Source organism: uncultured Streptococcus sp., assembly GCF_963521255.1.
Lineage (GTDB): Bacteria > Bacillota > Bacilli > Lactobacillales > Streptococcaceae > Streptococcus.
Genome location: NZ_CAUQTU010000014.1, coordinates 1 through 18,726, shown reverse-complemented (window position 1 = coordinate 18,726; position 18,726 = coordinate 1). Strand labels below are relative to the sequence as shown.

Sequence of the window (18,726 nt, the reverse complement as noted above, 5' to 3'; positions counted from 1 at the left end):
ATAATACTCATATAGAAAACACCTTTTAGAAAGATACAAATGCTTCCATATCCATTTTCATATTTTTCAAGTATTTGGGGATTTCGTAAGCCCCTGTCCAAACGTTTCGGACTCAACTGGTTTCAACTACTCTTTACCAGTATCTTCCTTATCAGCTTGTCTATGGTACCCATTGCTATTCAAAACAGCTCCCAGGAGACTTATCCGCTAGAAACCTTTATCGATAATGTCTATGAACCTCTGACAGATGAAGTTGTTCAGAATCTCTCTGAACATGCTAGAATTGTTGATGGTAAATTAACTTATACAGGAACAGCTAGTCAAGCGCCTTCTGTTGTGATTGGTCCAAGTCAAAGCAAGGAATTACCTAAGGACTTGCAACTACATTTCGATACAAAAGAACTGGTCATCAGCAAGGAAAGTAAAGAACTGACCCGTGTCTCTTACCAAGCTATTCAGACTGAGAGTTTCAAAAGCAAGGATAGCTTGACCCAAGCCATTTCTAAAGACTGGTACCAGCAAAATCGTGTCTATATCAGTCTCTTCCTAGTTCTCGGTGCGAGCTTCCTCTTTGGTTTGAATTTCTTTATCGTTTCTCTTGGAGCCAGTCTTCTCCTTTATATCACTAAGAAATCACGACTCTTTTCATTTAGGACCTTTAAAGAGTGCTACCATTTTATCTTAAACTGTTTAGGATTACCAACTCTGATTACACTTATTTTGGGATTATTTGGCCAAAATATGACAACCCTCATTACTGTACAAAACATTCTTTTTGTTCTATATCTGGTCACTATTTTTTATAAAACTCATTTCCGTGATCCAGACTACCATAAATAGGAGATTTTTATGCCCGTTACGATTAAAGATGTGGCCAAGGCTGCTGGTGTTTCACCTTCAACCGTAACCCGTGTTATTCAAAATAAATCAACCATTAGCGACGAAACAAAAAAACGCGTTCGCAAGGCTATGAAGGAGCTCAATTACCACCCCAACCTCAATGCTCGTAGCTTGGTAAGTAGCTATACCCAAGTTATCGGCTTGGTCCTTCCTGACGACTCAGACGCTTTCTATCAAAATCCTTTCTTTCCATCTGTCCTCCGTGGTATTGCCCAAGTCGCCTCTGAAAACCACTATGCTATTCAGATTGCGACAGGTAAGGACGCCAAAGAGCGACTCAAAGCTATTTCCCAGATGGTTTACGGCAAACGTGTAGATGGTTTGATTTTCCTTTATGCTGAAGAGGAAGATCCCCTGGTCAAACTGGTGGCTGATGAACAGTTCCCCTTCCTCATTCTAGGAAAATCCATTTCACCCTTTATCCCTCTTGTCGATAATGACAATGTCCAAGCTGGTTTGGATGCAACCGAATATTTCATCAAAAAAGGATGCAAACGAATTGCCTTTATCGGAGGTTCTAAGAAACTCTTCGTTACACAAGACCGTCTAACTGGTTACGAATCCGCGCTCAAGCAATACAAACTGCCTCTTGATGACAATCTGACCTACTTTGCAAATGAATTTCTAGAAGAAAAAGGATATCAATTTAGTCAACTTCTCTTTCAGCATGACCCACAAATCGATGCTATCATCACAACCGATAGCCTCCTAGCTGAAGGGGTCTGTGATTATATCGCTAAGCACCAACTGGATGTCCCTGTTCTCAGCTTTGACTCGGTCAATCCCAAGCTCAACTTGGCAGCCTATGTTGATATCAATAGCCTAGAACTTGGTCGTGTTTCCCTTGAAACCATCCTCCAGATTATCAACGATGCTAAAAGCAATAAGCAAATTTGTTACCGTCAGTTGATTGCCCACAAAATTATCGAAAAATAAAAACCAGCTCGCGCTGGTTTTTTTGGTCACTAATTATCTGTTTCTACAAATCGTCCCAGAATATGAACATTTTCCGAGACAGAGACGAAGGCGCTTGGATCCACCTGTTTCATAATCTGTTTAAATTCATTAAACTCTGCACGGGTAATAACAGTAATTAAAACTGCCTTTCTCTCGTGATTATAGGTTCCTTCTGCATCGTGGATCATGGTTGCACCGCGGTGCAATTTTTTATGGATTTTTTCAATTACCTTCTCTGGATGATTGGTCACAATCATAGCCTGCATCCGTTTTTGTTTGGTAAAGACCGCATCCGTCACACGGCTAGAGACAAAGATGGTAATCATAGAGTAGAGGGCGTATTTCCAACCAAAGGTCAAACCAGCTATCAGCATGATGGTTCCATTTACCAAGAAAGAAATACTACCGACATTCTTACCCGTTTTCTTGCGAATGGTCAGACTGACGATATCCGTCCCACCACTGGAGATATTGTTTCGAAGAGCAAAACCAATCCCCAATCCCATAACAACACCCCCAAAAAGGGCATTGATAATGGGATCCTCAGTCAAGGTCGCCACAGGGACAAACTGAATAAAGAAGGAACTCATGGATACCGTGATAAAGGTAAAGATGGTGAACTTATGCCCAATCTGATACCAAGCTAAGACCATCAAAGGGAAATTCATAGCATAGAAAGCCAATGAGATTGGAATATGAAAACCAAACCAGTGATTACTCAAGGCAGAGATAATCTGTGCCAGACCTGTCGCACCACTCGAATACACATGTCCTGGTTGGAAAAAGAAATTGACCGCCACTGCTGATAAAAATCCATAGACCAGAGAAGCCGAAATCTTCTCATCATACTTTTCGCGAGAGATGCTTTGTAAGACACGTAAAATTTTTATCTGATGAGCAAAGCGGCGCAGATAATAGCGCCACCGCTTAATTCGTTTTGCTTGTTTCATCTTCTTCTACTTGTAAGCTGAGTTCCTCTAGTTGTTTGAGAGCTACTGTTGAAGGAGCTTGTGTCATTGGGTCACTTGCCTTATTGTTTTTAGGGAAAGCAATGACTTCACGAATATTTTCTTCCCCTGCTAAGAGCATGACAAATCGGTCAAGCCCAATAGCCAAACCACCGTGTGGTGGGAAACCATAGTCCATGGCTTCAAGAAGGAAACCAAACTGGTCATTTGCTTCTTCAGATGAGAAACCAAGAGCCTTGAACATACGTTCTTGAAGGTCTTTTTGGTTGATACGAAGACTACCACCACCAAGTTCGTAACCGTTCAAGACGATATCGTAAGCAATGGCACGAACCTTAGCCAAATCACCTTCTAATTCGTGAGCTGTCTCTTCCTGTGGAAGGGTGAACGGATGGTGGGCACTCATGTAACGACCTTCTTCTTCAGACCATTCAAACATTGGCCAGTCAACTACCCAAAGGAAGTTAAATTTATCGTTATCAATCAAGCCAAGCTCCTTGGCAATACGTCCACGAAGGGCACCAAGAGTTGCATTGGCCACTTCAAGCGTATCTGCCACAAAGAGAACCAAATCCTTATCTTCAAGAGCAAGCGCTGTTGTCAATTCTGCTTGGATGCCAGTCAAGAACTTAGCAACTGGTCCATTTAATTCTCCATCAACAACCTTGACCCAAGCAAGACCTTTGGCACCATATTGTTTGGCTACTTCTGTCATCTTGTCGATGTCTTTACGTGAATAGTTGTCCGCAGCTCCTTTGACCACAATGGCTTTTACAGCAGGTGCTTCTGAAAAGACTTTGAAGTCAACACCTTTGACCACTTCTGTCAAGTCTTGAAGCAACATGTCAAAACGAGTATCTGGCTTGTCAGAACCGTAAAGAGCCATAGCGTCATCGTATTTCATACGAGGGAATGGAAGCGTCACTTCAATGCCTTTAGTTTCTTTCATGACGCGCGCAATCAAACCTTCTGTGATATCTTGGATTTCTTGCTCAGTAAGGAAGGATGTTTCCAAGTCGACCTGGGTAAACTCAGGCTGGCGGTCTCCACGCAAGTCCTCATCACGGAAACATTTTACGATTTGGTAGTAACGGTCAAAACCAGCATTCATCAAGAGCTGTTTCGTGATTTGTGGACTTTGAGGAAGCGCGTAAAAATGCCCTTTATTGACACGAGATGGTACCAAATAGTCACGCGCCCCTTCAGGCGTTGACTTAGAAAGGAATGGTGTCTCCACGTCGATAAACTCCAACTCATCCAAGTAGTTACGAATAGAGTGGGTCACCTTAGCACGAAGTTTCAGATTTTCCAACATTTCTGGACGACGAAGGTCAAGGTAACGGTAACGCAAACGCGTATCGTCATTAGCCTCAATCCCATCTTTAATCTCAAATGGTGTTGTCTTAGCTGTATTAAGCACTGTCAAAGCTGTCACATTCAACTCAACTGCACCAGTTGGCAACTTATCATTGGCTTGCTCACGCGCAGCGACCTGTCCAGTCACCTCGATAACAAATTCACTACGAAGGCTTTCAGCTGTTGCCATAACCTCTGCAGATACTTTTTCAGGGTTGATAACCAACTGCATGATTCCTTCACGGTCACGAAGATCGATAAAGATCAAACCACCAAGGTCACGACGACGGCCTACCCATCCTTTCAAGGTTATTTCTTGTCCGATGTGTTCCTCACGAACACGACCAGCATACATACTACGTTTCATTTTTTCTCTCCTCTTTTATTCTGTTACTATTTTACCATAAAAGCGCAGGCTCTTCATGAAAATCAGCAGAAAAGTTTACCAGTCTTTAAAAATCCAGTGACGACCCTAAAAATTAGCGTCCATACAAAAATCCGATGAACTTCATCGGACTCTTTTATTTTGAATTTTTGCCTGCTTTACGCTTTTCAGCAATTTCAGCTGCCTTTCGAGGCAAGACAATTTCCGTTGTGTAAGCTGTCCCAAAGCGCAAGACACCTGCAATAGGGGCAAAGACCACTGCTAGATGACTGTAGAAGAAATCGCCCTTGAAGGCATAAGCTAGTGCCCCAATGATGAAAAATAGAACGACTGCTTGAATCACTGCTAATAAAATTACTCGTTTCATGTGACCTCCTGACTCTATTATAGCATGAGAATCATCAAAAAGCTGACTAAATTATTCAAAGCATGTAGTGAAATACTGTAAGCGAGCCCCTTTCTACTAATATAAGCCAAGCCCAAGCTAAAACCAAGACTAGCATAAACTAAAAACTGTTGCAAAGTTCCTGGAGAATGAATCAAGGCAAACAGAACACTAGATACCAGAAGGAAAAGCAGAGTTCGTTTGCTATTGTCCTGCTTAGGAAAGAGATAGCGTGCTAACATCCCTCTAAAGATGAGTTCTTCCGTCAAAGGAGCAAAAATATTAATAGCAAAGAATGAGAAAAGTGGCTGAGCCAAGGTCAGGTCTGTCGCTGTTTGCTGATTTACTGAAGGATCATTTGGCAAGAAAAACTGGACAACCAGAGATAAGAACCAAACCAAGGCAGGGAGCCAAATAAATCGGTTAAAACCACTCTTCTCAATATGGACAGGAGCTTTCTGGTACCATTTATAAATGACGTACACATATACTCCAGCCAAGGCCACATAGAGCAAGGTAGTAGCATAGGGTGAAGCGCCTAGATTCAAAGCTTCTACAGCCCCATTTTGAACAGTACCATAGATAAACACAAAGGATAGAATGGCTAGAAGAAACCAGCCAAGATTTTTAAGTAATTTCATAAAGTTCTCCTATCTTGCTTTATAGCTGTTTTTCAATACAAAGAGGTTCGCTATTCCTAACACAAGTACCCAGGCAAGTAACATACCAATATTAGAAAAAGATATTTCCCCACCTTTTTTATTTAAAAGATTTACAATAGGACCAACGAACGAGTAATCCAACACTTTTTGAGCCGTATCATTTTGAAGAGCAATTATGGGTAAAAAAGATACGATTAGCATAGGGAAGATACTATAAACTTGCGCTTTAGATTGAGTATCTGACACCGCACCGATTAGAAGGTTGAGAAAAATAACACTAATAGTTGCTAGGAGCAAATAGATAACGTAGGCAAATAAATAACCAGATAGATCTACTTTAAGATAGATGGGAAGTACAATCATAGCAAGTAACATTATCAGAATAGGGAGAACAAGCATACTGAAAGTATATTCTGTTGCTGTCACACCACTTAGGATGAGTGATTTCAGATTTCGTTTTTCCTTATCTTCTGCCATCATAATCGATACCATATAACCACTTCCCATACTCAAGACCATCGTCAAGCTAGCAGATAGTAAAAATAGGCTCAATTGTCCATCCTTATTTGAAAATTCATTATATAGAACAGCAGTACCAAAAGGCATCAATAAAGTCGCCAACAAAGATGAATTGCTAATAAGGACTTGTAATCTTAACCATAGTAGGGCATTTAATTTTCTAAACATCTAACTTTTCTCCTGTCAATCTGATAAAGATTTCTTCTAGTGTCGGCTCACAAGAGTGAACCACCATCAAATCTGTCGTGTCTAAATGTGGCAATTCTTCAAATGGAACTATCTGTTCTCGTCCATCGTTATAAACCACATGTACTTTCTTATCCACATGATACTTCTGGATAATATCTTGTGGACTTCCATACTCTATTAAGTTTCCCTTATTTAAAAGAGATAAGCGATCACAAAGCAGAGTTGCTTCATTCATATCATGCGTGGTCAGAAAGATCGTTGTCCCCGCCTGCTTTAATTCTTGAAGTAGGGTATGAATCATCTTAGATGTTGTAGGGTCTAAGCCACTGGTTGGCTCATCTAGAAAGAGAATCTTAGGAGCATTCAGAAGGGCACGAGCCAAGAACATTCGTTGTTTCATTCCAGTAGATAACTTTTCTGCGATAATATCTTTAGCATCTGCCAATCCAACCTGTTGGAGCACCTGATTTACTCTATCTGACTTGAGACCATATAACTTAGCGTAAATGAGCAGATTTTTGTAAAGACTCATCTTTTCATAAAAGCCACTGCCATCACTCACAATACCAATTTGTTCCAAATCATTTGAGGTTAAATCTTGAGAGTTCTTGCCTAACAAAACTGTTTTACCTTGATCTGCAGCCAACTGACCTGTCAAGACATTGATCATGGTTGTTTTACCTGAGCCAGAAGGGCCAAGAAAACCAAAGATTTCTCCCTCCTTAATCTCAAAAGAAATCTGATGAAGAGCTTTTTTGCTCCCAAAACTTTTGCTTACATTTTCAACACGAATCATAGAAACTCCTTTATTTGAAATAACGTTTTACCATAGGTAACTGCATAACATTGATATAAACATGTATTGCTCCGACAAGCAAGAAAGCTAGTAACTGAATCTCATCTGTCAAGAAAGAAATGATAATAATAAAGACATATAAGGCTGGTAAGACATATTGGTGTAATTGGAATAAAATTCGAAAACTCTGTTCCAAATTAGCTTGTCGCTCTCCTTCATCATAAGAATTTATATAATCTAAGACATCCTTGGGTGTAGAGAAAAGAGACAAATCAAACTGACGAACAATCGCAATTGTTTTAGAAAGAGATTTTTGAGCGGATAAGAATAGCACAAAGGCTAAGAAAGAGAGGGAAAATGTTTGGTGGCCTGTATGCAATATAACCACTTCATTTAATGAGAGGAAAATAGACAATGAAATCGCTACACTTGTAATATTAAAAGCAATGCTTCCAAACTCAAGATTCCGATACATTTGCACATAATAAGTTTCATTCATATTATCATCCATTTCCTCTTGGTACAAGGAATGAAATTTTCTGCTTTTCTTTAGGAAATTGAAAGTCAAAAGAACGCTAATAAAACCTAACAGTAAACAAATAGTTGATATCCAGGGTATCAAGACTTTTACATCTAAAATAACTTCGTAGGATTCGGCACCTGCCTTAAACATCCCTACAAAACCGCCCAAGAAACCTCCAAAGAAAACAGACATTAAAAATAACAATCCACGTTTCTTTTTCATATTCAACCTCTTTCTAAACTAAACCAATCCAACTAACCACTGACCAAAGACTTTACCTGATTCATAAATTGCTGTCAAGCCCTCTGTTCCAAGTGATACTAAAATCAAACAAACAGCAAACAAGAGAATAGCTTGATTTCTTGCTTTTTTCGCCCCTTCTCCTAAAGGATCTCTCCCAAGCCAGCCCGCTAGATAAGCATATAGGATGACTGTTAAAATCCCAAACTCTGTTGACCAAAGAAACAGCAAAATGGCTACCAAACGGATGACGTTAATCTTGATATTAAAATAATTTCCTAAACCTGCACAGACACCTGCAAGTTCTTTGTTCTCAGTATCTACTTGAAAACCTGCTAAAAACTCTTTCATATTCATTCTCCTTTTTCACTTGCTAGATTTTTGGATTTCTTTTCAATCCAGTCAATTACTGGGATGAGGGCAAAGTAGGCCCAGATAAATTGGTCGCTATAATAGAGATCAAACCATCCTAGATTTGTTCCAATTAGTAGACACACGCTGACTAATAAAGCTATGGCAACTACATAATAAATCACTTTATACTTGTTCATCACTCGTCCTCCTCCAAGCGAAATACCGATTCGACTGTTTCGTTGAAAATCTGAGATATTTTCAAGGCAATCACAACGGACGGGGTGTATTCGTCCCGTTCTAATAGGCTGATAGTCTGTCTGGAAACCTCTGCTAGCTTGGCTAGTTCGGTTTGATTGAGGCCATCGCGAGCCCGCAGCTCTTTTAGACGATTTTTTAGTTGCATGTTACACACCTACTTTCCGTCAAATTCAACAGTTTGGATATCCTCAATGCGTTGTAGTTTGAATTTTTCTTTTCCTTTTTTATTAACACGACGTAGCTTGACCCATTCCTCATCAACATCCACAACTTCCCAGTTATCTGTTCCAAAAACTTGTCCAACGATTGTCGGTGTTTTCCCAATCAATTCTTTTAAAATTCTTGACATTTCTTTATTTCCTTTCTGTTTTTGCTCAATTCTTTTGATTTTATTCTCTAGTTTCTTGACCTTTTGGGAATGGTAGATATAATACATAATCACAAGAGGTACAAATCCTAATGCCCACATAATCGTTCCTTGCTCCTTTTCTCTTAACTTGCTTACATTGTAACACATCTTTTTCTTTTTGACAAGCATATTTGTCAAAAAGTTTATGATTTTTGTCATTTTGCAAAAGAAAAAGGTCAGGAGTAGGTTCCTGACCAGTTTTTCTACTATTAAAAGCCTAATTTTTCAAAGATTTCTGAGAAGTTTTGGCTGATTGCTTCAAGTGACACTTGCACTTCTTCTCGGGTTTGGTTGTTCTTGACTGTCACTTGTCCGCTTTCGACTTCGCTCTCTCCTAGGGTGATGAGGGTCTTAGCCGCAAAGACATCGGCTGACTTGAACTGAGCTTTGAGCTTACGGTTGAGATAATCACGCTCTGCTTTGAAACCTTGTTGGCGAAGAGCCTGTACCAATTCCAAAGCCTTGGCATTTGCCCCTTCTCCCAAGACTGCGATATAAACATCTAGGGCGTTTTCGATAGGGAGGGCCACACCTTGCTTTTCAAGAATGAGAAGTAAACGCTCTATACCAAGTCCAAAACCAAATCCAGCGGTTTCTGGTCCACCAAAGTAGGCAACCAAACCATCGTAGCGACCACCCGCACAGACGGTCAGGTCATTGCCCTCAATCTCTGTGATGAACTCGAAAATGGTGTGGTTGTAGTAGTCCAGACCACGCACCATATTGGTATCGATGATATAGTCTACTCCAAGATTTTCCAACATCTGACGCACAGCATCAAAGTGGGCTTGGCTTTCTTCATCAAGGAAGTCCAAGATAGACGGTGCATTCTCGACTGCCACCTTGTCTTCTTTTTCCTTAGAGTCCAAGACACGGAGAGGATTTTCCTCCAAACGACGTTGGCTATCCTTGGACAAGGTCTCCTTGAGCGGTGTCAAATAGTCAATTAAGGCTTGACGGTAGGCCGCACGGCTCTCAGGATTTCCAAGAGTGTTAAGGTGCAATTTGACACCTTGGATACCGATTTCTTTCAAGAAATGGGCTGCCATCGCGATTGTTTCCACATCGGTAGCTGGATTGCTAGAGCCAAAACACTCAACACCAATCTGGTGGAATTGGCGCAAACGCCCTGCCTGTGGACGCTCATAACGGAACATAGGTCCCATATAGTAGAACTTGCTTGGCTTTTGCACTTCTGGGGCGAAGAGTTTATTTTCCACATAGGAACGAACAACGGGCGCAGTTCCTTCTGGACGGAGGGTAATATGACGGTCACCCTTGTCATAAAAGTCGTACATTTCCTTGGTAACGATATCCGTTGTATCTCCGACAGAGCGACTGATAACCTCGTAATGCTCAAAAATGGGCGTGCGCACTTCTGCATAGTTATAGCGCTTGAAAATCTCACGGGCAAAGCCCTCAACGTACTGCCATTTGGCAGATTCAGCAGGTAAAATATCCTGCGTTCCTTTTGGTTTTTGTAATTTCATAGGGAATCCTCTTTAAACTTAATAGTCTTATTTTACCATAAATAGAGGGATTAAAACAGTAAGAAAAAAATTAGGATTTATACTCAATGAAAATCAAAGAGCAAACTAGGAAACTAGCCGCAGGTTGCTCAAAACACTGTTTTGAGGTTGTGGATAGAACTGACGAAGTTAGCTCAAAACACCGTTTTGAGGTTGCAGATAGAACTGACGAAGTCAGTAACATCTATACGGTAAGGCGACGCTGACGTGCTTTGAAGAGATTTTCGAAGAGTATTAGATATCATTTTTAAGATTAATAACTGTCAAAAGAATAGCCAGCAAGGAAAAACCAACAAATAGCATCCAAGTCAACTGTATATTCCATACAGCTATAAGTGAAAAACAAGCTGTTCCCACAGGTATGGATAAGGTGAACAATAAACCTAAAAAATTACTGGTACGAGCTAGAACCTCTGGAGCTAGATTTTTCAGGAGCATGGCACTAATCTTTGGTTGAACTTTACCAGACACATACAGAGTTGAACAGAGAAATAGTAAACCAAGTACGACTTGATTGAATAAATTAGCTAGACCAACTAGACTGAGTCCTACGGTCACCCACATCATCAATCTAGGCAAGGACTGCTTCCCAAAATAATCATTGCCCGTAAGGCTACTGATGATGATTGCTAACAAAGCACAGAATTGACTGATAAATAATGCCTCTGTGTAAGAAAAGTTCAAAAGAGAATGGCTCAAAAAGAAGATGTTATAGATGCTTCCTAAAGCGCCACCCAAGGCATTGATAAGCAAGACAGCAAAGATCATGAATCCAAAGTTTTTCTGTCCACCTTTAAGAAAAACGAGACGTAAATTTCGATAAATCGTTAGGAACTGCTCTTTGATAGAAAGCTTCTCATTCTTTAGAATTTCACCATCAGCAGATGACATTGACAGGCTCAATTTGCTTTTTCCTAAAAAGAGGATAACGGCTGATACTAGGAAAAAACAGGCATTGATTCCCGCAACGAGAGAAAAATTATTGACCGATAGCCCTAAGAGCCAGACTCCGAAAGCTTGACCACCAATGGTTGAAATATAGGTGATAAACTGTGAAAAAGAATAAGCTTCCATCAGATCATCTTCAGCTACTTTTTCTTTAATGAGAGGCATGCGCAAACCACCTGCAAAATCACTGATGACATCACTAATGACATTGATTAAACACAGGCTAGAAAAGGCAAAGAGACTAGCTTGCTGAACAACTAAAGCTGCTAGAAAAAATAAAATCGCCTGAAACAAGCCACTATAGACCATCCATTTGACCTTGGCCCTCGTATAATCTGCCCGAATCCCTACAAAAACTGTAAAGAGAGTCGGAAGAATCATGACAATATTCGCCATAGCAACAGCAAAAGATGCTTGTGGCAAGGTCGATGCATAGACGATAAAGACCAGATTAAAAATCGAAGCACCAAAAGCATTGAAGAAGCGTGACAAAGTCAAGAGACGATATGCTTGATTTCTGAACAATAGTTTCATAGGTAATCTCCCTTCTTGTTCAAATACTCAATGAAAATCAAAGAGCAAACTAGGAAGCTAGCCGAAGGTTGCTCAAAACACTGTTTTGAGGTTGTGGATAGAACTGAAGAAGTCAGTAACCGTACTACGGCAAGGTGAAGCTGACGTGGTTTGAAGAGATTTTCGAAGAGTATAAGTTTTATGTGAAGTATGACTATAGTATAGCACTTAGAAATTTTAGAGGAAAAACTTTTGAATATATGCAACACACAAAATAAGCAAAGCAACGATAAAATCTCTTTGATGACCTGCGAGTAGTCAAAAGTTCTATCGCTTCAAATTTTAAATTATTTTCTTAGTTTGCAGATATTCAAGAATCGAGAGTTTTTCTATAGTAATCCGCAGATTTGTCACAACCAAGCATCTCAAAAATACGGACAGCATCTTCCATCTTTTTCTGACCTTCCTTGACTCTTCCCTGCTTGCTATCAAGGAGACCTTCTGCCCACAGATAAACAGTTCGGAAATAGGTTTCATTTTCATTGTAGAAATGCTCTTCGATGACACGTTTAAAATAAGAGGCATAGGTAAATTCTTCACACTCAATGCTAGCTAAAAAGCCATTCAATAGTATAGTGTGAAAAAGGTTTCTATTACCAGACATTTCCATTAGAAAGTCAGATTTGCGGACCATTTCTCGTACATATCTAGTAAAAAGAGAAGCAGATAAAAAGGGAGAACTGACTGAAAATAAATTGAGTTCATAGATTCCCCAGATCTCGGTAGAAAACAAATAATCATGAAGGACTTTCCCCTCCTCTGCCGTTAACTCTACCCTTTCGTCCATGCTCTTCATATAAGACTTGATAAGAATGGCATTTAGAATATGTTTCTGTTTGTTTTGAGAATGGGCATGCTTTTGATACTCCCTGCGATACAAGTCCTCAAGCGGTGCTATGTTCTTTGGATCCAAGACATCTATGATTTCTTTTCTCAACTCGGAATCTGTATCATGCTGAAAACCTCTCGCCAGAAAGAGGATTTCCTCCACACTGGCAGATATATTTTCCAGAGCAAATAGAAACTTTTCTACCGAAAGTTCACTCTGACCTGTTTCAAAGCGAGACAACATAGACGGCGAAAATTGTCCCCCAGTTGCTTGTCTCAGCGAGATATTTCTTGACTCTCGTAATTGTCTAAAGACTTTTCCAATCTGCTCCATAGGCTTCCTCTTGATTTAGCATTTTCTTTATATTATCATATTTTTTCAGAAAATTCATCAAAAACTTGCCAAATTGTCAGAATTATGAGAAAATAGAGGATATTTATCACGTGGAGGGACTGTAATGAGAGAGGATATCAAAATCAATGACCGCGCTTTGGCCTTACAAGACCAAATTATCGAAAAACTAGAGAAGGTTTTTGATACCGATGTGGAATTGGATGTTTACAATCTAGGACTGATCTATGAAATCAATCTGGACGAAACAGGTCTCTGTAAGATTGTCATGACCTTCACCGATACTGCTTGTGATTGCGCCGAAAGCCTGCCTATCGAAATCGTGGCAGGTCTGAAACAAATCGAGGGTATCGAAGATGTCAAGGTTGAAGTTACCTGGTCACCTGCTTGGAAAATCACACGAATCAGTCGCTACGGCCGCATTGCCCTTGGACTGCCACCTCGTTAATACTCTTCAAAAATCTCTTCAAACCACGTCAGCGTCGGCTTGTCGTAGTACGGTTACTGACTTCGTCAGTCTTATCTACAACCTCAAAGCAGTACTTTGAGCTGACTTCGTAAGTTCTATCCACAACCTCAAAACACTGTTTTGAGCAACCTGCACCTAGCTTTCTAGTTTGCTCTTTGATTTTTATTGAGTATAAGCAGGTAAATCACTTTTGAAGATGAAAAGAAGCAAGCCGAAGTTGGCTTGCTTTTTGAATTTATTTTTTACCTGACTTGTCCATATTCCAGAAGTCTGTCACGGCTCCACGAGAAGCAGATGATACGATGTGGGCATATTTACCGAGGACACCACGGCTGTAAAGTGGTGGCAAGGTTGTTTCTGCCTTGCGTTTTTCAAGTTCTTCTTCCGATACGGCCATAGAAATTTCTTTGGTATCCTGGTCAACCGTAACGATATCGCCTGTACGAAGGTAGGCAATCGGTCCACCATCCTGAGCTTCAGGAGCGATATGTCCAACAACCAGACCATAAGTACCACCAGAGAAACGTCCGTCCGTCAAGAGGGCCACCTTATCTCCTTGACCTTTACCAACAATCATTGATGAAAGTGAGAGCATCTCAGGCATACCAGGACCACCCTTAGGCCCCACGAAACGAACAACGACAACATCGCCATCAACGATTTCATCTGTCAGAACGGCCTGAATAGCATCTTCTTCTGAGTCAAAGACCTTAGCTGGTCCAACGTGACGACGAACTTTAACACCTGATACCTTGGCAACCGCACCGTCAGGGGCAAGGTTCCCGTTCAAGATGATAAGCGGACCATCTGCACGTTTTGGATTTTCAAGTGGCATGATGACTTTTTGACCTGGTGTGAGGTCTGCAAAGTCAGCCAAATTCTCAGCAACAGTCTTACCAGTACATGTGATACGGTTCCCGTGAAGGAAACCATTCGCCAGCAAGTACTTCATAACCGCAGGCACACCACCGACTTCGTAGAGATCTTGGAAGACATACTGACCAGATGGTTTCAAGTCGGCCAAGTGAGGCACACGCTCTTGGATGGTATTAAAGTCCTCAAGTGACAAGTCAACATTGGCAGCATGGGCAATGGCAAGCAAGTGAAGAGTGGCGTTTGTAGAACCACCGAGAGCCATAGTCACAGTGATGGCATCTTCAAAGGCTTCACGAGTCAAGATATCTGACGGTTTGAGACCAAGTTCCAACATCTTAACAACAGCACGTCCTGCTGCTTCGATATCTTCTTTCTTATCAGCTGATTCAGCTGGGTGAGATGAAGAGCCTGGCAAACTCATACCGAGAACTTCGATAGCAGTCGCCATGGTATTAGCTGTGTACATACCACCACAGCCACCAGGGCCTGGGCAGGCATTACATTCAAGACGTTTTACGTCCTCAGCCGTCATATCACCGTGGTTCCATTTTCCGATACCCTCAAAAACAGAAACCAAGTCGATGTCTTTGCCATCAAGATTTCCGGGTGCAATGGTACCACCATAGGCGAAAATAGCTGGGATATCCATATTAGCAATGGCAATCATAGAACCAGGCATGTTCTTGTCACAGCCACCGATAGCGACGAAGGCATCCACATTGTGACCACCCATAGCCGCCTCGATTGAGTCCGCAATGATATCACGAGATGTCAAAGAGAAACGCATACCAGGCGTTCCCATGGCAATCCCGTCCGCTACAGTGATAGTCCCAAACTGCACAGGCCAAGCACCTGCAGATTTAACACCTTCTTTAGCCAATTTCCCAAAATCATGCAAGTGGATGTTACATGGTGTATTTTCCGCCCAAGTCGAAATCACTCCCACAATCGATGTTTCAAAGTCCTTATCTGTCATACCAGTCGCACGAAGCATAGCACGGTTTGGTGATTTAACCATACTGTCATAAATGCTACTGCGGTGACGTGTATCTAATTCAGTCATTTGTTCCCTCCCATTTCAGTTTTTACTATTATAGCACATTTTAAAGGTAATGAACAGAAGAAAATTCTTGAATTTTCAGAAAATTTCGATTAATTTGGTTGATGACCTTTTAATTTTTTCATCTTTTTTTGTCAAGTAACTTTACTTTACAAAAAAAATGTGTTATCCTAGTATGGTTGATGAAAATCAGTAGATTGAATCGAATATAAATACCTAAAGGAGAATTCAAAATGGCAGTACCTGCACGTCGCACTTCAAAAGCGAAGAAAAACAAACGTCGCACACACTACAAAGTAACAGCTCCATCTGTAAACTTTGACGAGACTACTGGAGATTACTCACGTTCTCACCGTGTATCACTTAAAGGATACTACAAAGGACGTAAAATCGCTAAAGCTGCAGCAGCTGAATAATAGAAGGGAGATACCATGCGCGTAAATATTACACTTGAACACAAAGAATCTGGTGAACGCTTGTACCTTACTTCTAAAAACAAACGTAACACTCCAGACCGTCTTCAATTGAAGAAATACTCACCAAAACTTCGCAAACACGTTGTGTTTACAGAAGTGAAATAATCATACCTAACTCAAAACGCCTTACTGGGCGTTTTTTGCTTTATTAGCTGGCAGTCTATAACTTTTCTGGAGAAATTTATGGCATTTTATCTTTGTATGTTTCCTCTACTTTTTATCTTTCACGATATGGAAGAAATTATCGGTCTTGTCCCTTGGATCCTTCTCAACGAAACCTTGCTGGCTCAAAAGGCTCCTGCTATTCTCAAGATTCACAAAGGAATTACAACAGAGGGATTTGCCCTTGCTGTTTTTGAGGAGTTTATTCTTGTCTTATCCATCACTTTATTAGCGTATTTTAGTCAATCTAGAGTTCTAGAATTGGTTTGGTTAGGAGGATTTATAACCTTTGCGTTTCATCTATTACTCCATATCGGACAATCAATCCTTCTTCGCAAGTATATCCCTGCTCTGATTACTTCTACCATTTGTTTTCCTATCAGTGCTTATTTGATTACAGACATCGTGCATTTATGGCGAGTTTCGGCTAGCGAATTTTTCCTATTTTCACTGGTCGGTTCAGGCATCGTCGTCATCAATCTCCTTTTTGCTCTCTGGTTTGGGAAAAAATATTCCACCTGGCTTGTCCACAAAAACGAATAAAATCCCCTGCAAATCTACATTACAGAGAATTTATTTTTATTCTTGTACTTCTTTCTGAGCAGCCTTTCCTTGGTCTAGAAGAGCTTAGACGATTTTTTCATCGCGTAGTTTGACAGAATAGTTGATCATTTCTGCGGACTTGACGATGGTTGTTTCTAGTTGGGCACGTTTCTGGCGTCCCAATTCAATGGCAGCAACGATACCTTGGTTTTGTGCGACGCTATCAAAACAAAAGCTTGAAATATCGGGAGTTATATGTTAGAATGAACTTACAATGTGAGTAAAGTTACTGCATATGTAACTAAAAAAGCCCCACCGTTCCAGCGATGGGGTTTTTTGCTACCCTCTTAAAGGGTTAACCATTACTTTTTACGTTTCTTAAGCCATAACTTGAAAAGCTCAGATAACACGTTAATAAGTAACGGAGCTAGAAACACTGTGAGTAAAGTTTCTAACATATGTAACACCTCCCTTCATTAAAGTGAGGAGGCCAAAATATTATATCATCAACATCGCGTAATTCTTGGAATAGATAGACTTAGATACACAAATAACTTTACTGGCAAATTTCTAAACAAACCCAGAAATCAACATTTTAAGACAAAGCAAAAAGCCCACTATTTTGGGCTTTTTGTAAGATATTTCTTATGAGAGGTACTTGTTTAAGCTCTGAAAATCGGATTTATCATCTGATGTTTATCAAATAATCTACCAATTAAGCTTCTTCGTCTTCTTTACGACGACGGCCTGCAAGACCAAGACCAAGTACTGCACTTGTGGCAGCTGCTACCATAGATACTACAGAATCTGCTGTACCTGTATTTGGCAATTCTTTTGCCACTGTACGTGTATTTACTTGTGTTGATGCTGTTTGACTAGCATTTGCTGCTGCTTGAGTTGTAGCTGGAGCTACAGCTGGTGTTTGAGCAGCTTGGTCGTTAGCTGGAGTTGCATGATCAGTTGATGGAGCAACTTTCGCCATGAAGTCTTCGATACGTTTAACCATTGCATCTACTTCTGCTTGATTTGCATCTGCATTGGCAAATACTTTCTTAGCGTCTGCTAACAAGTCATTCGCTTCTTTTGCAGTTTCTGCATCAAGCTTAGCTGATTCTTTGATGATTAATTCATCTAATTGACGAATAGCGCCTTCTAACTTAGCTTTATCCACTTTCACATCTGTGTTAGTTGTTCCGTTGTTAGCACCATGATTTGGAAGAGAAGTGTCTGGTTTAGAATCTCCATTTTGTGGAGCAACAACTCTAACCGGTACTTTTATAGTTACTTCTGCCCCATCGGCTAATCTTAGGATTACTTTAGCAAACTTATCACCTAATGTATTTGTATCAGGTAAATCTACGCTAATAACTGTAACATTCTCTGGTAAGTTTAGTTTTGAAATAACATCAGCTTGACTAATTACTTTTCCACGTTCAACTGTTACCACTCCGGTAATAGATGATTGGATGAATGCTTCAAGATCAAAGGATGGTCGTTCATAAACTAATGAATCTTGATCCAATTGATATAAGAAAGTACGCAATGCTTTATCTAATTCAGCTTTTGTTTTTGCTTTATCAATGGCATTTAATGCTTCTTGTTTTAAACGTTCAACTTCAGCAATTGCTTTTGCTTTTTCTTGATCGGATAAGTTCGGATTTGCTTTAATACTTGCAATTTTTTCTGCTGCTGCAGCTTCTACGGCTGCTTTCGCTTGTTCTTTGCCGATTGGATTTACTGCCTTAATTGCTGTTTCACCTTTTGCTTGTGCGGCACTTACAGCTTCTTGAGTGTCTGCATTTTGGATGGCTTCTACTGCTTCGATGGCTGCTTTGGCTACTTCTGCTTTGGCTGTAGCTTTTTCTTCAGCTGATAAGTTGGTGTTCTTATCGATTTCTGCTAACTTAGTTTCTGCTACTGTTTGAATGGCTTCCAAGGCTTGTTCTTTACCGACTGGATTTACTGCCTTAATTGCTGTTTCACCTTTTGCTTGTGCGGCACTTACAGCT

At 40.4% G+C, this 18,726-nt stretch carries 23 protein-coding genes and 1 pseudogene; 7 read left to right on the top strand and 17 right to left on the bottom strand.

Annotated features, from left to right (window positions below; translation table 11 throughout):
• Positions 1–39: 39 nt before the first annotated feature.
• Together RWP09_RS08860 and RWP09_RS08855 are read left to right on the top strand one after the other, a co-directional pair.
• Positions 40–840: a DUF1189 domain-containing protein gene (locus RWP09_RS08860; RefSeq protein WP_314436757.1), complete on the top strand. Its 801-nt coding sequence runs from the start codon at positions 40–42 to the stop codon at positions 838–840.
• Between the two features lie 9 nt (positions 841–849).
• Positions 850–1,836, top strand: coding sequence for a LacI family DNA-binding transcriptional regulator (locus RWP09_RS08855; RefSeq protein WP_314436754.1), 987 nt, complete (start codon positions 850–852; stop codon positions 1,834–1,836).
• Positions 1,837–1,865: 29 nt separating this feature from the next.
• On the opposite strand, the gene RWP09_RS08850 is transcribed toward RWP09_RS08855, so the two are convergent.
• The 12 genes from RWP09_RS08850 to hisS all read right to left on the bottom strand — a co-directional run bounded on the left by RWP09_RS08850 (position 1,866) and on the right by hisS (position 10,391).
• Positions 1,866–2,807 carry a YitT family protein gene (locus RWP09_RS08850; RefSeq protein WP_314436750.1) on the bottom strand — a complete coding sequence of 314 codons (942 nt, stop codon included), beginning with the start codon at positions 2,805–2,807 and terminating at the stop codon, positions 1,866–1,868.
• Positions 2,785–4,548 carry an aspartate--tRNA ligase gene (aspS, locus tag RWP09_RS08845; protein WP_314436747.1) on the bottom strand — a complete coding sequence of 588 codons (1,764 nt, stop codon included), beginning with the start codon at positions 4,546–4,548 and terminating at the stop codon, positions 2,785–2,787. Before aspS ends, RWP09_RS08850 begins: the two co-directional genes overlap by 23 nt.
• A gap of 154 nt (positions 4,549–4,702) precedes the next feature.
• Entirely contained in the window at positions 4,703–4,933 is a 231-nt protein-coding gene (locus RWP09_RS08840; protein WP_000832187.1) for a hypothetical protein, read from the bottom strand.
• A gap of 17 nt (positions 4,934–4,950) precedes the next feature.
• Positions 4,951–5,592, bottom strand: coding sequence for a type II CAAX endopeptidase family protein (locus RWP09_RS08835; protein WP_314436743.1), 642 nt, complete (start codon positions 5,590–5,592; stop codon positions 4,951–4,953).
• Positions 5,593–5,601: 9 nt separating this feature from the next.
• A complete protein-coding gene (locus tag RWP09_RS08830; protein ID WP_314436740.1) occupies positions 5,602–6,300 on the bottom strand; it encodes an ABC transporter permease in 699 nt (232 codons plus the stop codon).
• Positions 6,293–7,117, bottom strand: coding sequence for an ABC transporter ATP-binding protein (locus RWP09_RS08825; RefSeq protein WP_061425775.1), 825 nt, complete (start codon positions 7,115–7,117; stop codon positions 6,293–6,295). Before RWP09_RS08825 ends, RWP09_RS08830 begins: the two co-directional genes overlap by 8 nt.
• 10 nt (positions 7,118–7,127) lie before the next feature.
• Positions 7,128–7,862, bottom strand: coding sequence for a DUF3169 family protein (locus RWP09_RS08820; RefSeq protein ID WP_314436735.1), 735 nt, complete (start codon positions 7,860–7,862; stop codon positions 7,128–7,130).
• Positions 7,863–7,880: 18 nt separating this feature from the next.
• Positions 7,881–8,231, bottom strand: coding sequence for a PspC domain-containing protein (locus tag RWP09_RS08815; RefSeq protein ID WP_314436731.1), 351 nt, complete (start codon positions 8,229–8,231; stop codon positions 7,881–7,883).
• Positions 8,232–8,233: 2 nt separating this feature from the next.
• On the bottom strand, positions 8,234–8,431 hold the full coding sequence (locus RWP09_RS08810; RefSeq protein WP_261076436.1) for a hypothetical protein: 198 nt from the start codon (positions 8,429–8,431) through the stop codon (positions 8,234–8,236).
• Positions 8,431–8,637: a helix-turn-helix transcriptional regulator gene (locus RWP09_RS08805; protein WP_001176233.1), complete on the bottom strand. Its 207-nt coding sequence runs from the start codon at positions 8,635–8,637 to the stop codon at positions 8,431–8,433. Before RWP09_RS08805 ends, RWP09_RS08810 begins: the two co-directional genes overlap by 1 nt.
• Before the next feature lie 9 nt (positions 8,638–8,646).
• The gene (locus RWP09_RS08800; protein WP_314436823.1) at positions 8,647–9,111 is read right to left on the bottom strand and encodes a hypothetical protein; all 465 of its coding nucleotides are present in this window, start codon (positions 9,109–9,111) and stop codon (positions 8,647–8,649) included.
• Positions 9,111–10,391, bottom strand: coding sequence for a histidine--tRNA ligase (gene hisS / locus RWP09_RS08795; RefSeq protein WP_314436728.1), 1,281 nt, complete (start codon positions 10,389–10,391; stop codon positions 9,111–9,113). The genes RWP09_RS08800 and hisS overlap by 1 nt, the downstream gene beginning before the upstream one ends.
• A gap of 86 nt (positions 10,392–10,477) precedes the next feature.
• Here hisS and RWP09_RS08790 point away from each other — a divergent pair, with 86 nt between their 5' ends.
• On the top strand, positions 10,478–10,636 hold the full coding sequence (locus RWP09_RS08790; protein ID WP_285306163.1) for a hypothetical protein: 159 nt from the start codon (positions 10,478–10,480) through the stop codon (positions 10,634–10,636).
• A gap of 28 nt (positions 10,637–10,664) precedes the next feature.
• Here RWP09_RS08790 and RWP09_RS08785 read toward each other — a convergent pair whose 3' ends face one another.
• Together RWP09_RS08785 and RWP09_RS08780 are read right to left on the bottom strand one after the other, a co-directional pair.
• A complete protein-coding gene (locus RWP09_RS08785; protein WP_314436723.1) occupies positions 10,665–11,912 on the bottom strand; it encodes a transporter in 1,248 nt (415 codons plus the stop codon).
• 349 nt (positions 11,913–12,261) lie between these two features.
• On the bottom strand, positions 12,262–13,113 hold the full coding sequence (locus RWP09_RS08780) for an Rgg/GadR/MutR family transcriptional regulator (RefSeq protein WP_314436720.1): 852 nt from the start codon (positions 13,111–13,113) through the stop codon (positions 12,262–12,264).
• 124 nt (positions 13,114–13,237) lie between these two features.
• On the opposite strand from RWP09_RS08780, the gene RWP09_RS08775 reads away from it, so the two are divergent.
• Positions 13,238–13,579 carry a metal-sulfur cluster assembly factor gene (locus tag RWP09_RS08775; protein WP_001206380.1) on the top strand — a complete coding sequence of 114 codons (342 nt, stop codon included), beginning with the start codon at positions 13,238–13,240 and terminating at the stop codon, positions 13,577–13,579.
• A gap of 256 nt (positions 13,580–13,835) precedes the next feature.
• Here the strand turns inward: RWP09_RS08775 and ilvD are convergent, their stop codons facing one another.
• The gene (gene ilvD / locus RWP09_RS08770; RefSeq protein ID WP_314436716.1) at positions 13,836–15,539 is read right to left on the bottom strand and encodes a dihydroxy-acid dehydratase; all 1,704 of its coding nucleotides are present in this window, start codon (positions 15,537–15,539) and stop codon (positions 13,836–13,838) included.
• Between the two features lie 230 nt (positions 15,540–15,769).
• Between ilvD and rpmF the strand changes: the two genes are divergently transcribed.
• The 3 genes from rpmF to RWP09_RS08755 all read left to right on the top strand — a co-directional run bounded on the left by rpmF (position 15,770) and on the right by RWP09_RS08755 (position 16,717).
• Entirely contained in the window at positions 15,770–15,952 is a 183-nt protein-coding gene (gene rpmF, locus RWP09_RS08765) for a 50S ribosomal protein L32 (RefSeq protein ID WP_000290416.1), read from the top strand.
• 15 nt (positions 15,953–15,967) lie between these two features.
• Positions 15,968–16,117 (top strand): 50S ribosomal protein L33, encoded by a 150-nt coding sequence (gene rpmG / locus RWP09_RS08760; protein WP_001265622.1) that lies wholly within the window; start codon positions 15,968–15,970, stop codon positions 16,115–16,117.
• A gap of 78 nt (positions 16,118–16,195) precedes the next feature.
• On the top strand, positions 16,196–16,717 hold the full coding sequence (locus RWP09_RS08755; RefSeq protein ID WP_314436710.1) for an HXXEE domain-containing protein: 522 nt from the start codon (positions 16,196–16,198) through the stop codon (positions 16,715–16,717).
• Between the two features lie 84 nt (positions 16,718–16,801).
• Here the strand turns inward: RWP09_RS08755 and RWP09_RS08750 are convergent.
• Positions 16,802–16,936: pseudogene (locus tag RWP09_RS08750) on the bottom strand (toxic anion resistance protein); the annotation flags it as partial.
• Positions 16,937–17,432: 496 nt separating this feature from the next.
• Positions 17,433–18,726: DUF1542 domain-containing protein (locus tag RWP09_RS08745; RefSeq protein ID WP_314436707.1), on the bottom strand; the 1,294-nt coding region annotated here is incomplete at its 5' end.

Coding starts and splice junctions, on each gene's coding strand:
- RWP09_RS08860 (WP_314436757.1), top strand. CDS start 40: ATGCTTCCATATCCATTTTCATATTTTTCAAGTATTTGGGGATTTCGT.
- RWP09_RS08855 (WP_314436754.1), top strand. CDS start 850: ATGCCCGTTACGATTAAAGATGTGGCCAAGGCTGCTGGTGTTTCACCT.
- RWP09_RS08850 (WP_314436750.1), bottom strand. CDS start 2,807: ATGAAACAAGCAAAACGAATTAAGCGGTGGCGCTATTATCTGCGCCGC.
- aspS (WP_314436747.1), bottom strand. CDS start 4,548: ATGAAACGTAGTATGTATGCTGGTCGTGTTCGTGAGGAACACATCGGA.
- RWP09_RS08840 (WP_000832187.1), bottom strand. CDS start 4,933: ATGAAACGAGTAATTTTATTAGCAGTGATTCAAGCAGTCGTTCTATTT.
- RWP09_RS08835 (WP_314436743.1), bottom strand. CDS start 5,592: ATGAAATTACTTAAAAATCTTGGCTGGTTTCTTCTAGCCATTCTATCC.
- RWP09_RS08830 (WP_314436740.1), bottom strand. CDS start 6,300: ATGTTTAGAAAATTAAATGCCCTACTATGGTTAAGATTACAAGTCCTT.
- RWP09_RS08825 (WP_061425775.1), bottom strand. CDS start 7,117: ATGATTCGTGTTGAAAATGTAAGCAAAAGTTTTGGGAGCAAAAAAGCT.
- RWP09_RS08820 (WP_314436735.1), bottom strand. CDS start 7,862: ATGAAAAAGAAACGTGGATTGTTATTTTTAATGTCTGTTTTCTTTGGA.
- RWP09_RS08815 (WP_314436731.1), bottom strand. CDS start 8,231: ATGAAAGAGTTTTTAGCAGGTTTTCAAGTAGATACTGAGAACAAAGAA.
- RWP09_RS08810 (WP_261076436.1), bottom strand. CDS start 8,431: ATGAACAAGTATAAAGTGATTTATTATGTAGTTGCCATAGCTTTATTA.
- RWP09_RS08805 (WP_001176233.1), bottom strand. CDS start 8,637: ATGCAACTAAAAAATCGTCTAAAAGAGCTGCGGGCTCGCGATGGCCTC.
- hisS (WP_314436728.1), bottom strand. CDS start 10,391: ATGAAATTACAAAAACCAAAAGGAACGCAGGATATTTTACCTGCTGAA.
- RWP09_RS08790 (WP_285306163.1), top strand. CDS start 10,478: ATGAAAATCAAAGAGCAAACTAGGAAACTAGCCGCAGGTTGCTCAAAA.
- RWP09_RS08785 (WP_314436723.1), bottom strand. CDS start 11,912: ATGAAACTATTGTTCAGAAATCAAGCATATCGTCTCTTGACTTTGTCA.
- RWP09_RS08780 (WP_314436720.1), bottom strand. CDS start 13,113: ATGGAGCAGATTGGAAAAGTCTTTAGACAATTACGAGAGTCAAGAAAT.
- RWP09_RS08775 (WP_001206380.1), top strand. CDS start 13,238: ATGAGAGAGGATATCAAAATCAATGACCGCGCTTTGGCCTTACAAGAC.
- ilvD (WP_314436716.1), bottom strand. CDS start 15,539: ATGACTGAATTAGATACACGTCACCGCAGTAGCATTTATGACAGTATG.
- rpmF (WP_000290416.1), top strand. CDS start 15,770: ATGGCAGTACCTGCACGTCGCACTTCAAAAGCGAAGAAAAACAAACGT.
- rpmG (WP_001265622.1), top strand. CDS start 15,968: ATGCGCGTAAATATTACACTTGAACACAAAGAATCTGGTGAACGCTTG.
- RWP09_RS08755 (WP_314436710.1), top strand. CDS start 16,196: ATGGCATTTTATCTTTGTATGTTTCCTCTACTTTTTATCTTTCACGAT.